This is a genomic window from Parasegetibacter sp. NRK P23 (assembly GCF_023721715.1).
Lineage (GTDB): Bacteria > Bacteroidota > Bacteroidia > Chitinophagales > Chitinophagaceae > Parasegetibacter.
On sequence record NZ_JAMDLG010000001.1, the window covers coordinates 2,456,651 to 2,470,551 of the forward strand.

The 13,901-nt window shown below is 49.0% G+C and carries 10 protein-coding genes; 2 read left to right on the forward strand and 8 right to left on the reverse strand.

Annotated elements, in window-relative coordinates; genetic code table 11:
* Positions 1-28 precede the first annotated feature (28 nt).
* Entirely contained in the window at positions 29-1,210 is a 1,182-nt protein-coding gene (locus M4J38_RS09990; RefSeq protein WP_251759415.1) for a sensor histidine kinase, read from the forward strand.
* On the forward strand, positions 1,207-1,905 hold the full coding sequence (locus M4J38_RS09995; protein WP_251759416.1) for a LytTR family DNA-binding domain-containing protein: 699 nt from the start codon (positions 1,207-1,209) through the stop codon (positions 1,903-1,905). Before M4J38_RS09990 ends, M4J38_RS09995 begins: the two co-directional genes overlap by 4 nt.
* Before the next feature lie 750 nt (positions 1,906-2,655).
* Here M4J38_RS09995 and M4J38_RS10000 read toward each other — a convergent pair.
* From M4J38_RS10000 to M4J38_RS10035, 8 genes are all read right to left on the reverse strand, one after another.
* Positions 2,656-4,326, reverse strand: coding sequence for a sodium/sugar symporter (locus tag M4J38_RS10000; RefSeq protein WP_251759417.1), 1,671 nt, complete (start codon positions 4,324-4,326; stop codon positions 2,656-2,658).
* Between the two features lie 38 nt (positions 4,327-4,364).
* Positions 4,365-5,537 (reverse strand): galactokinase, encoded by a 1,173-nt coding sequence (gene galK, locus M4J38_RS10005; protein WP_251759418.1) that lies wholly within the window; start codon positions 5,535-5,537, stop codon positions 4,365-4,367.
* Positions 5,537-6,574 (reverse strand): LacI family DNA-binding transcriptional regulator, encoded by a 1,038-nt coding sequence (locus tag M4J38_RS10010; protein WP_251759419.1) that lies wholly within the window; start codon positions 6,572-6,574, stop codon positions 5,537-5,539. The genes galK and M4J38_RS10010 overlap by 1 nt, the downstream gene beginning before the upstream one ends.
* Before the next feature lie 64 nt (positions 6,575-6,638).
* Positions 6,639-7,100 (reverse strand): DUF4268 domain-containing protein, encoded by a 462-nt coding sequence (locus M4J38_RS10015; protein WP_251759420.1) that lies wholly within the window; start codon positions 7,098-7,100, stop codon positions 6,639-6,641.
* A gap of 16 nt (positions 7,101-7,116) precedes the next feature.
* Positions 7,117-7,836 (reverse strand): head GIN domain-containing protein, encoded by a 720-nt coding sequence (locus M4J38_RS10020; protein WP_251759421.1) that lies wholly within the window; start codon positions 7,834-7,836, stop codon positions 7,117-7,119.
* Positions 7,837-7,924: 88 nt separating this feature from the next.
* Positions 7,925-10,279: a TonB-dependent receptor gene (locus M4J38_RS10025; RefSeq protein WP_251759422.1), complete on the reverse strand. Its 2,355-nt coding sequence runs from the start codon at positions 10,277-10,279 to the stop codon at positions 7,925-7,927.
* 719 nt (positions 10,280-10,998) lie between these two features.
* The gene (locus M4J38_RS10030; RefSeq protein ID WP_251759423.1) at positions 10,999-12,924 is read right to left on the reverse strand and encodes a hypothetical protein; all 1,926 of its coding nucleotides are present in this window, start codon (positions 12,922-12,924) and stop codon (positions 10,999-11,001) included.
* Positions 12,921-13,898: a FecR domain-containing protein gene (locus M4J38_RS10035; RefSeq protein WP_251759424.1), complete on the reverse strand. Its 978-nt coding sequence runs from the start codon at positions 13,896-13,898 to the stop codon at positions 12,921-12,923. Before M4J38_RS10035 ends, M4J38_RS10030 begins: the two co-directional genes overlap by 4 nt.
* Positions 13,899-13,901 lie beyond the last annotated feature (3 nt).

Genomic DNA, 13,901 nt, shown 5'->3' on the forward strand with positions numbered 1-13,901 from the left:
GGTACATTTACCGTTAAGCACTACAACTATGGTTGATTTGCAGATGCTCACACAAAAGAAACTCTCCATATCCATGCACCTGCTGGGATGGGTCTTGTTCATGAGTCTGCCTATTCTTTTTATGAGTGAGTGGTATAGGGGGGAAAGCATGTTCCAACTGGTGAAATCCCCCTATTACTGGTTGTTTTTCTCCTGCTACGCATTGGTTTTTTACCTTAATACCACAGTATTGTTTCCGCTGCTCTTCCTGGAGAAAAAATACTTTGGCTACAGCCTTGCTCTCCTTTTTCTATTTACGGGTATTTTACTGCTTAAACCTTTTGACAAGCTGGTTTCGGAAAAAATGTCGAGACAACAGGGCTTCGAAGAAAGCTCCGCAGAAGGACCACGACCCCATCCCGGAGAAAATCCGCCGCCGATGTGGCCACCGGAAGATAGAATACACGAGGACCGGCCGCCAGGGTTGGGCGCGGAAAATGGGGGGAAACCACCGGGCAGGATGAACCAGCGACGATTCGACATCATCAGTGTATTCCTCTATTTCTTCACCATAGCGTTGGGTGTGGCCCTGGAAACCGCAAAAAGATGGCGGCTAAGCGAACAACGTACCGCACAGGCTGAAACGCAGCGCGCCAAAGCAGAGCTGTACATTCTGAAGGCACAGATCAATCCGCATTTCCTGTTCAATACATTAAATAACATTTACGGCCTTTCAGTTTTGCAGCACCCGGAAACACCGGCCAGCATTCTGCGCCTCTCGAATATGCTCCGCTATCTTACGGAAGAAACCACCAGCGATTTCGTGCCCCTGGAAGATGAATTGAATTGCCTGAACGATTTCATCGCATTGCAAAAACTCCGGATGGGAAAAAAGATGGAAGTGCACGTTACCACAAAAGTTGCAGACGATTCATTTCCCGTTCCGCCCCTTGTCCTGATGACCTTTGTGGAGAATGCTTTCAAATTCGGCACCAGCAACCATGAACCGGCAGATATCACCATCCACATCGCGCAGGAAAACGATAGCCTCCGTTTTTTCTGCAGCAATAAACTCTTCCCCAACAGAACCAATCTTGAAGGCACGCAAACCGGTTTGGACAACACGAACAAAAGATTAGGATTTCTCTACGGCGACCGCCATCAGCTTGACATTTCAACAGAAAACGGTCACTTTACCGTATTACTCACCCTTCCAAAACATACCGTATGACAACACTTACCTGCATTGCCGTTGACGACGAACCCATCGCGCTGGACATCATCAGCAAATACATCGGAGAAACACCGGCGCTGAAATTGTTGCATACTTTCGACGACGCACTCTCCGCCGCGTCTTTCCTTCGCACCGGGAAAACCGACCTGGTTTTCCTTGACATCAATATGCCCGATATCACAGGACTCGACCTGGTACGCTCCATGCAGGACCCGCCCATGATCATTTTTATCACCGCCTATAAAAAATTCGCCTTCGAAGGGTTTGAACTGAACGCCATCGACTACCTGCTGAAGCCGGTTCAGCCCGAACGCTTTAAAAAAGCCGTTCAGAAAGCCATAGAATACCACGACTATAAAACGCGCCCCGTCAATACACCCGAACACGCGCTTTTTGTATACTCCGAATACCGGATGGTAAAAATTTCCCTTCCCGACATCACTTATATTGAAAGCCTGGAAGATTATATCCGCATCAATTTCAGGAACGACAAACCCGTGATGACCCTGATGCCGTTAAAGAAGATCCTGGAAAAACTCCCCGAAGACCAGTTCAGCCGCGTACACCGGAGCTATGTAGTGGCCCACGATAAAATCGTGGCCATTCGGAACAAGAAGATCAGTTTGAGTAGTGGAGAAGAAATTCCCATCAGCGCCAGCCATGCGGATTTCACGAGGAAATTCATGCCTTAATGGTTTTCTCCCCAAAATAGCCATCCTAAAAAATTTAAGAAGAAGGTAAATTATTGAAAATCAACAACGCTTTGGGAAAACGAAAAATTTGTTAAAAAAAGTTTTGTGATTTGGCCGGAGACGTTAACTTCACACATCCAAAAAAAAGAAAGCCCGCTGTAGAAACAGTAGGCGTCTAACGATTGCTTGCCATATGAAAAAAGGTGAGAATTATTTGGAGGAGCCGAAACTCACTGCTTGTTATTTTTTTTTTGCGCGTTTAACGATTAATTTTTGTCAGCTTTTTACGACCTCTTCGATTGCCATTTGAACGCTACGATTGCCTGACCTGTCTTTTTGTTTTGCGCTGTTTGTTAAAACAAATTTAGATCATCCCCGGAACGGTGTAAAACCATAATTCCGGGGATTTTATTATCCCTAATGCCCCGAATATTAATAGACCCCAATACCAGCAAGGGTTTCAGCATTTAAAACACATGATCTCCAAGACAAAAAACATTTTTAAAAATATGTGTGTTGTGTACACTTTTGGCAAGATTTCCCGCGTATCTGGCTGAAATAACTGTGTTTGACCATTCAGTTCGGGCAAAAAAGAAGGCGTATCGTTTGATACGCCTTCGGAGCCTCACCCCGCCCCCCTCTCCAGGGGAGAGGGGCAGAGCTTTGATTATTCGACAAGTATGTTCTTTACTAGATGTTCAACATTGTCATAGTTGATAACTCTATAACCTGAACGAGGTTGTACAACTTCTAGTAGAAGAAGCTGTACAATGCCACCAGGATACCTATGATGAATATTGCGCCAACGGTAAAGGCCGGGTGCGTTTTGAACATGGAGCTGTCCACTTCAAGTCCTTTGGGATTCACGCCTTTCTTATTTTCCGCGCGGCTGATCAGGAACATACCGAGGATACAGAAAAGGAATACGAAGCCCATCCTGTCGAGGAACGGAATTTCATAAACGCCATCTTTGTTCGGAACGGAGAAGCCCATGCCATGAAGGAAAGACAGATCCATAATACCGGGCAGGAACTTCAGGAAGATAGACATCGCGAAACCGCCAATGGTAGCGAATAAAGCCGCGTTGGACGTTGTCTTTTTCCAGAAGAACCCGAGGATGAACATGGCGAAGATACCGGGAGACACAAAACCAGTATATTCCTGGATAAATTCAAAACCGCCTTTTTTATCAATACCCAGGAAGGGCGCGATCAGTACCGCCAGTACCATGGCTACTACAACGGTAATTCTGCCCACTTTCACCATTCTTCTTTCATCGGCTTCCACTTCGATCCTTTTCTTGAAAATATCCAAAGTGAATATCGTGGCGATGCTGTTCGCTTTTCCCGCAAGGGATGCCACCACCGCCGCAGTAAGTGCTGCGAACGCCAATCCTTTAAGTCCGGTGGGCAAAAGGTTCAGCAATACAGGGTAAGCTTTATCGGGCACAATCTCGCCGTCCACCATCATTTCAGCCTGGAAATACCCTTTGCTGTGCAGGTAATAAGCCGCGATACCGGGCAATACCACGATTACCGGCATCAAAAGTTTCAGGAATGCGGCGAACATGATCCCGTTACGCGCGGTTTTAAGGTCGGCGCCCAGCGCACGTTGCGTGATGTATTGGTTACAACCCCAGTAGTTCAGGTTCACGATCCACATACCACCCACCAGTACTGTTAAGCCCGGCAGACTCGGATAGTTTGGATTGTCCTTACTGAAGATCATATGGAAATGGTCATCGGCCCCTTCTCTTAACATGGTAAGTCCTTTCATTACACCTGAACCGCCGCCCTGTTGCGCCACGAGATCAAGCGCCAGGTAAGTGGTTACAAGTCCGCCGAGGATCAGGAAAAACACCTGGATCACATCGGTGTAGCCAATCACCTTCATACCGCCCAGCGTGATAAAGATCGCGAATACCGCAAGCATGATCATACAGAACGTAAGGTTCAGCCCGGAAATCGCGCTGATCGCCAACGCGCCCAGGTACAATATCGAGGTAAGGTTCACCACGACATACAGCAGGAGCCAGAACACGGCCATAATCATGGCCACGGTGCCGTTGTAGCGCTGGCTCAGGAACTGTGGCATGGTGTAAATCTTGTTCTTCAGGTACACCGGAATAAAGAACGTTGCCACCACAATCAATGTCGCGGCCGCCATCCACTCGTAGGTGGAGATGGCCAGTCCCATGGTGAACCCGTTCCCACTCATTCCGATGAACTGCTCCGCCGAAATGTTGGAGGCGATCAGTGAAGCGCCGATGGCCCACCAGGTAAGGGATCCTTCCGCCAGGAAGTAATCCTTGGAATCCATCTGGGCGGTCTTTTTACGGTAGTACACGAAGAATCCGTATCCTGCCACTATAATGAAATAGATGAAGAACACGAGATAATCGGTCGTTTGCAAGAGTTTCATAAATGGTTGATATGCTGTTTTAAATCGTTACACGTTAATTAGAGAACGGTGGAAGTCCCGTCCATAATGGTGGTCTGGTAGGTCACCAGTTCTTTTCCGAACTGTGCCAGGTACTTTTCTTTCATTTTGGCGATCACGGTTTCCGCGGCATCTTTTTTTACGAGGTTGATGGTACATCCGCCGAATCCGCCACCCATCATTCTGCCACCGAGTACATCGGGTTCGTTCCGTATTTCATCCACCAGAAAATCCAGTTCGGGACAACTCACTTCATACAGCTTACTCAGTCCATCATGGGTTTCCACCATTTTCTTCCCGAAAGCCGGCAGGTTATTGTTGCGGAGGTCCTCACAACCATCCAGCAAACGCTGGATTTCCTGCACCACGTACAAACATTTGCGGTACACATTTTCATCCACGGCCTTTACATACTTGTCCAGCATGTCAACGGTTACATCACGAAGCAATGAAACGCCCGGCACATGCTCTTTCACGAGCGCCACACCCTTTTCACATTCCTGGCGGCGGGTATTGTATTCTGAAGAGGCGAGCGAATGTTTCACCCCTGTATCCATCAATACAACAATAATATCCTTGCTTACGAATGGCTCATAAGTATATTCCAGGCTGCGGCAATCCAGGCGGATCACATGCCCCTGTTTCCCGAACATACTGGCGAACTGGTCCATGATCCCGCACTTAACGCCCACGAATTCATTCTCAGCTTTCTGCGCCAGTTGCACCATGGTCAGTTTATCCAGCCCGAAACCGAACATATCGTTTAAAGCGAACACCACGGCGCATTCCACAGCCGCGGAGGAGGAAAGTCCCGCTCCTACCGGAATATCGCCTCCTACGGCACAATAAAATCCGGGCACTTCAAACCCTTTCCGTTGTAACTGGTCCACCACGCCATTGATGTAGGCCGACCAATGTCCCTCGATATTTTTAAGGGAACGCACATCATCTTCATGCTCCTGGTTCAGATCCACAGCGAGGTAATGACAAGCTGTACTTCCAGTTGGGGCAAGCGCTACATATACGGCTTTGTCGATGGCTGCGGGCAGCACGAATCCCCCGTTGTAATCCGTATGTTCTCCGATCAGGTTGATGCGTCCGGGCGAACGTGTAATGGTGGGTTCAGTCTGAAATTTTGTCCGGAAGGCCTCCCCTATTTTTTCGGCCAGTTTCGGTTGCGTGGTCATTGTCATTATATCGCTTTGATTTTTATCCTTGTACTGGACTCTCGGGTCACCAGTACGGGTTCAAGTATTTTTTTCTTTGGTTTTGCCGCGTAGAAATCGCCCTGGGCGTTTAGGTCGAAGAAGAGATTGGCCGCTTCTTCCCCCATTATCTTCGTTTGTTGGTCGATGGTAGAAAGAGAGGGTGTGATGTATTGGCTGAAGCCCTCATTGGCGAAGCCGATCACCGCCACTTCCGCAGGCACTTTCACCTGTGCGGTTTTGAGGTATTGCAACGCGCCGAGACCGGTAAAATCTTCCACAGCAAAAACCCCGTCGGGCTTTATTTTGTTTTCCATCAGTTGCTGCATGGCTGCACGGCCGGATTCAATGGACACCGTTCCGGGCACGATCATGTCGTCTACCACTTCAAGTCCGTTGGCCTTCAGCGCATCTTTATAGCCCCGCAAACGGTCGTTAAAGATGCGGAGGTGCTGTTGTCCTGAGATATGCGCGATGCGCCGGCATCCCTGTTCCACCAGATGTTCCGTAGCCATAAACGCGCCTTTGTAATCGTCTACCACCACGGAGGGCAGTTCCAGTTCTTCCACATCACGGTCGAAGAGTACCAGCGGCACGCCGCGGGCTTTTACTTCGCGGTAATGTTCCCAGTTCACGGTTTCTTTCGCCACGGAAGCGATCACACCATCCACCCTTGAGCGCAAAAACGCCTCCAGGCCCTTCTGCTCGTAAGTAGCCAGTTCATTAGACTGGTAGATGATGATATTATAATTGTGGAGGTTGGCGATCTGCTGAATGCCATGAACAACGGAGCCGAAGAAGTTGATCTCCGCACTGGGAATCATCACACCGAGGATGTTCGATTTTCCCGAACGCAATGCGGAGGCCAGTTTGTTCTGCTGGTAATTCAGTTGTTGGGCCATGGCCCTTACGGAAACTTTGGTGGCTTCACTGATGGCGGGATGGTTGTTCAGCGCCCGCGAAACGGTGGCCGCGGTGGTGTTCAGCGCTTTTGCTATGTCGTGGATTGTAGTTCTGGCTTTCAACAGTGCAATCGTTTACATAAAAGTAGGGGAATATTATAATTCCCCAAACTTTTTTGCCACTTTTTTATCGGAGCGCTTCGAAGGAGTACTTCGCCTGGCTCCAGAACTCATCCAGCAGGATCATATTTTCTTTGAAGAAACGGATCAGTTCTGGCCAGTGTTCCTTATTGAACATGGAATAGCCTTCCACTTCTTTATAAATCCTGGTGATCTTCTTTCCGTTTTCATCCGTGAAATCCTTTTCCCATATCCACCCTTCTCCCGCGGAAGCGAGAAAGATGTTTTTAAGTTGCACCAACTGTTCAAAGTACAGCGCGCGCATTCCTTCGTCCGGATGTTGCAGTTCCAACCCGATGTATGCTTTCTTTCCCGACTGGTCTTTCCGGATAAAAATGAACTTTTCTCCCGTTTTATAATTCACCCAGTTTACGGGTTCGTCTGAAAAGGACGGGACAGGACTCATGTACCGTCCGAAGGTGGTCCAGAATTCCTGTCTTATCCGTGCTGCTTCCTGCCGTTTGTACATACGGCAAATATACCGGTTAATTGATGCGGCTCACCCTTCCGGACCCTGAAATACGGGTATCCACGATGGGTGTTCCCCTGTATTGCACGCTACCACTCCCGCTGATGGTGGCGTCCAGTTTATTTTCGGCCCACACCCTCATGTTCCCGGAACCGCTGGTGGTGGTATGCACATCTTTTACGGGCACGTCCTCCATATACAGGGATCCGCTTCCGCTGATGCGCAGGTCGCTTACGTTAGCGCTACCGTCCTTGACCCTGATGTTGCCACTTCCACTGATGGTGGCGTCTATGCTATTGTACACAGCTTCATCCACTTCCAGGTTACCCGAGCCGCTGATGCGCAGCCGGAGTGAACTGCCTTCAAACGAGCCATAGGCACGGGCATTACCGGAACCGCTTACAGACAAAGCCTCCAACTCAGGCAGGGTAACCTTAACGGTGATCTCTTCATGCGACTTTATCCGGACATCATTCTCGAATTTAAACACCAGTTCAGAACCATTCTGCTGGGTGCGGATGCGATCCAGGACATTACGCTGCGCGGAAAGTTCAATTTTAAACGCGGTTCCCTGCTGCACTTCCAGTCTGCCGGGCAACGAAAGACTTACTTCATCGAAATTCGTATTGCTCCGTGTTTCTGTAACCACGGGGCCTTCTCCTACTACTTTTTCACAGGAAGAAAGGGTGAACAAAAGAGAAACCGCAAGGACCAAATTGTTGATGTGTTTTTTCATGACTTTTATTTTTATGATTTGAATGAATTTGTTTAGAGACGCCTCACCCCCGGCCCCTCTCCCCGGGGAGAGGGGGTGGCTGTTTGTGTTAGAATTCAACTTTGTAGTTAAGCACAGGAATTACGCCGGTTTGATAAGCTGTTTTTAGTGAAGCCGTTTGCCGGTCGTACACCTGCATGAATACGTTTTGCCTGTTGGTGGCGTTCTGAAGATCGAGCGACAGAGTAGCCGCGCACTTTTTATAATTCCACTGCAAACTGGCGCGGATATCGATCCTGAAGTACGCCGGGTTCTGGATGGAATAAGCCTGTTCCTCGTAATACACGGCATAATCATTGGCGATTGACTGTTCCAGGTTGACGGGCGTGTTCCAGTATCCGCCATTCTGCAATACCCTCGTGTTCAGTCCCCACACTTTTTTGTTGTTGGCCCGCACCCATTCTTTTCCCGCCACCAGCGAGAACGCCTGCTTTCCATTGAACCTCGTATTGTGTTCCACGCCGTTCTTTGCCTTGTATTTTGATTGGTAGAAGGAAGTGGAAAGCATGCCGTAAAAGCCGTTCGTGAGGTGTTTTTCCAGTGAGAGTTCCAGCCCGTAGTTGGCCCCTTTGCCCTCGTTCACCAGTGGTTCGGCGATATAATCACCGCGCACATTAAGCATGGAGAAACTACTGGTATCGTAAATGCTTACCGGCACATCGAACAGGTGCTGGTAATACAGTTCAGCCCTGGTTTTCCAGTTGTTACCGAGCTGTCGTTGCCAGGAAAGCACCAGGTGATGCGCTTTGGAAAGATCAAGATCGCGATTGGCATTTCTCATTACACCTCCAGCATCTTCCTGCTTTACATAATACACGCCCAAAGGTTGTACCTGGCTGTGTAAGCCATATCCGATGCTGACCGTATTTTTAGCATCCGCATGAAACTGAATGGCGGCGCGTGGTTCAGCAATCCAGGTATCATTCAGGAAGAGGTGCATGTAGTGAAGCCCCGACAATAATGTGAGTTTGTTGGTGGGACGGAACTGCCATTGGGCATGCGCCTGTAACAACATGGTATTCCCTACCTCCAGGATTACCTGTTCCAATGGTGCACCGGGATTGTCGCGGGTTTGCTGGTCGAAGGAAAAGCCCAGTCGTTGAAGACGAACCCCTCCTTTAAAAAGGTGCTGCGGTGATACACGGTGCTGAATAAGTGACGCCAGGGCCAGCTTTGTATTTACGTAAGCATCTTTGTGGTAAAGCGAATTCGATTTATCATATTCCACATACTGCAGTTCGGAACCGTTATCTGTGGCGGAATACGACAAAGTTGTTTCGAGGCGCGTTTTCTTCCCCAGCAACAGCTCATGTTTCAGTCCGCCCATACCGGTATTCGCGATATAATCTGAATGGTATCTTTTCCATTCATCTTCCCACTTTGCCGGATCGTCTTCGGCTTTTACCTTGCTCCTGCTCAATCCACCAAACCCGAAGAAACTGAACGAACCCCACTTGGCGGTGGGCAGGTGTACGTGGAAGGAAAGGTCCTGGAAATCGGTAGTACCTGGCCCTACCGCCACGCCAAGTTTATCCAGCAACTGCAGCGAGGAAAGCCGGTAGTTCACGAGGTAAGATCCTTTGTAGAAAGGCAACAACGGACCTTCGGCCCCGAGATTCAGGCCAAGCACACCTAACTGTGCTGAATACTCGCCTTTTTTATTGTTTCCCTTCCTCAGGTGCAGGTCAAAAACACCGCTCAGCCCGTTTCCATATTCAGCGGCGAAAGCTCCGGTGATAAAATCTGAATTCGCGAGCAACTGCGTACTGAGAATAGATATCCCACCGCCGCTGCTTCCCGCTGAACTGAAATGGTTGGGATTGGGAATATCAACACCTTCCATACGCCAGATGAGTCCGGCCGGGGAATTGCCACGGATCACAATATCGTTGCCGCCATCTTCCGCGGAAACCACACCGGCATAAGCGGTGGCCATGCGCAGCGGATCGTTCACCGCCGCAGCATACCGCTGTGTTTCTTCTACGGTAAATGCTCTTGCACTCACCACGCTCATATCATTAATGGGACGGTTCTTTTTGGACTTAGCCGTTACCACCACCTGGGCCTCTTCTTCCAATGAAGGTTCCAGTCCAAGATTTAATACAAGCTCTTTTCCGGCGTTCAGGGAAAGATTATCAAATGTTCTGCCTGAATAACCAGTGTAGGATACCGTAATGTAGTGTATACCTAACGGCACCAGTTCGAAACTGAAGTTACCGTCGCTTCCCGTAATTGCTTTTTGTTTTCCGCCATCGAGTAATACCGTGGCGCCTTCCAAAGGAGATTTCAACTGGGCGTCACTTACGTTGCCCCTTATACGCTGATGTTGTTGTGCCTGGACATTATGTTTGAACAACAGGAGGATAAAGGTTAAGAGTATCGCGCTGAGTTTATTGAGCGTCATAAAAAAGGGTCTTTGAATAGATACAACCCTTGGGCGTGGTACCCCTATTCGGGAGAAAGTTTTTTTAGTTAAAGGTTTGCAAATGCGGGGCAGGAGTTTTGTTTCGTTGATTTTTTCTGAAAAGAATACAAGAGGAAACTGCCGGACATTTTTTTCTTGGAAGTGTAAGCGGAGGAATGGCTGATATTTCCTTGCGGGATGTGAAGGCTGGCGTGCAGATATGGAAGCTTTCGGACGAAGGAGTTTTTCGCGGAGGCGCAGCTTCCTGCTTTGTTTCTCGCAGCCTTGCAGGTGCGGAAGCGTGAAGGGAAGCTGAGGGGAATTTAGGAGGAAGAAGAAATTTCTCGCGACGGCACTACGGCGCAACGTGGGAGCTGTTGTGATTTCGAGAGGTAGACAAGTAGAGGATAATGTTTTTGGTGCAGATTGATTGTTTGGTAGATGGAATGGTTAAGTGTCGAAAGTGTTAAGAGGAGAAGCTATTCAGATAGCGTGTTTTAACGGTAGGGAGCCGGTTCAAAACACGGTTCGGCGCAGGGGAAAATGATATCGGTGGCACCGGTTTCGGCAACCACCGAACATGCTTTTTACGCCGCAACCTATGCCAGGCATAGGTTACGCTATGAATTCGCTAAATCTGAACCTTGAAATGTTTTTTAACCGAGTTGGAGCATGTTTTAAAACGGCACCCCGTGGCACCGCTACAGCGGTGCCACCGCTTAGAACAGATGCACGCCTACGTTCCAGCCAATCCAGCCGTTAACGTTATCGGATAGCGTATACTTGTTGTTAAAGTGCTGGTATTCGAGTAAGCGGTATCCTTTCCCGGGGATGGTTTGCCTGGTATAGTATCCTGAAGCGGAGGCGCCTCCGAATATGGAGAACCATTTTGTGATGCGGAAATGCACATCGGCATGGAACTTATTCAGAGAATTGAAATAGTCCCAGGAACCTTGGTAGATATATTCTGAAGTAATCGATGGATTGAAGGAGAGCCATTTGGCGATGCGGAGTTCACTTCCCAAACCATAACCGAAAGAAAAGAAACGATCGTTCAGTTTCGGATCACCCCCAACAGTAAGTATGTTGTAAAAACGGGGATGACCGGTTTTAATGGCGATGTTCAGCGGCTGAACTTCGTTGGTGGCGATGCTAAGTTTGTGATACCCTTTGAACACGATGTTCAGCAAACCGAAATTTACCGCGTTGGAACTATCGGAAATGTTGATGAGTCCTATTTGTGTGCCGTACACTTTTTTAGCGTAGTTGATAACGCCCGCCACCTGGGTTCCCCGGATCGTTTTCGTGGAGATGTTCATCACACCAGCGGACTGAACGCCTTTCACGCCTTTTCCCGCAACATTGATCACGCCAGAGAACTGCACACCATCGATGCCCTTCCCCGCAATATTAAATACGCCCGCCGCCTGGGCGCCTTTCATATTTCCAGCGGTTAAATTAATTACACCGCCTACCTGGAAACCTTTTGCGTCCCGGCCCACGAAGTTACCCACACCGCCCACCTGCATACCGCTCATGGCGCGGCCCACATGGTTCCAAACACCACCCAGCTGGAAACCGGTTGCGGAATCGAGCACCATATTGTGTACGCCACCCACCTGGAAACCAAGCACACTTTCACCGGTAAAATTGAACAGTCCACCTACCTGAACGTATTGCACTCTTTTTTTGTTGATATTAAACAGGCCGGCGATCTCCGCGCCGTTCACGCCACCCGTATAACCACCAAGCACGTTGAAGGAGAAATTATTCACTACCTGTCCACTCATTTTTCCCTGTGTGCTCAATCCGGGTATAAGTGACAACTGGAACGGCCTTTCAGCGAAAAAGTTCTTGAGGTTCATGCTCTGCCATTTCTGACGTGCAGACAGCAGGAACGAGGCGATGGGGTTGTCTTCCACTTTCTTTACATTCAGGAGCGGCATGTACTTCAGCACATTCGTATCTATTTCCACTTTCACGATCACCGTATCGGGGCGAAGGTAGTCCATCGGCGAAACCGTAATGATCTGTCCTTCGGGGAGAACGGGAACAAGTGGTATGGTCAGCTTGTGGTCGCGTTCCAGGGAGATATAGAGACTGGTATCTTTATACGATTCCTTACTTACATACAACTGTGCGCCACCCTTCCTGTTCCTGAAACGCAGGGCGAAATAACCGGCGTCGTTGGTGAGTGCGGAAGCCAGGAACCTCCGGTCGTAAACACTGGCGTAACCCACTCTCTCTCCGGTGAGATCGTCCAGCACCCAGCCCTTCACCTGCACGAATTTTTCATCCACGCCCTGTTCCGTCTGCAACTGGAGGGTTACCGGTCTTGGCCTGAGTATGATGTACCGGCCGCTTTCTATGTATTGTAGCTTTTCACTGAACAACTGGTCCAGGATATACTTCACGGATTTCTGCTGCACGGAGATGCTGACCAGGCTGTCTCTTTTGAAAAGACGACTGTTGTAGGAGAAATAAAAATCGCCTTTATTGCTCAGGAGTTCCAGCACCTGGTCGATGCGTTGCTGCTTCACGTCAAGCGATACCTGCTTCTGCAGGTTTTGCTGTGCAAAAATATATTGGGCTGAAGTCAGGAAGACCAACAACAGCATGGCTTGAACACGTACAAACTTTTTCATGAACGAATGAGGTATTTTTTGTCTTTGCGGTCTACTTTAACACCCAATGTCTGTTGCACTACATTGAGTATCTCATCGAGCGACATGTCTTTAAATGTAGTGGTGATGGTGATGTTCCCTACTGCGCTATCACCTAACACGATGATGGCCCCGTATTCCTGGCGCAACAGTTCCACCAGATCGGAAAGCAGGGTATTGTCGCATACGATTTCTCCTGAAACGAATACTTCAAACAACCTGCCGTGGGCCACTTCTTTTACTAATGAATCGGCATCGTTGCGCAGCGAAATTTTTTCTCCCGGGTGGAGCAGCACCGTGTCCTGGTGGTGCACCACCTGCACGAGGCCGGTCTTCACCTGCACTTCCGTTTGTGCGCTTCTGCCATCAATATAAAATGAAGTACCCAGTACCGTTACCACCGTATTGTTCACGTACACCCGGAAAGGTTTTCCCGTTTTTTTCACTTCAAAGAAAGCTTCCCCTTTCAGTTTTACTTTTCTTTCGCCCGAAAGCGGGGCAGCGGCATAAGTAACGGAGCTGTTTTTATTGAGCGAAACAGAAGAAGCATCCGGAAGCTGAACAGCCAGCGCGCGATCGGTACTGAAGAATGTTTCCTGGCGGGAAAATCCGAAATGGTACATGATGGTTGCCGCGATGCCCACCAGCAATATCCAGGCTGCGGCTACGGGCCATCTCCATTTTTTCTTCATGGCAACCACGGGTGCTTCCTGTAAACGCGAGGGGTCATGCAGTTTCGCGCGGAAGCGGTTCCAGGCCTGCTGTTCATCCATTTGAGCCGTCGCGGCGATTTCACGACTCCTTCGCCATACCGTGGCGATGTCTTCCGCCAGTTTCCGGTTATCGGGCGATACCGCTTTCCAGCGTTCCACCGCCTGCACTTCTTCCGGAGAAGCCTCTCCCAGTAAGGTCTTCACCAGGAGATCATGAATAATATCGTTGTTCAGTTCTTTCACTTT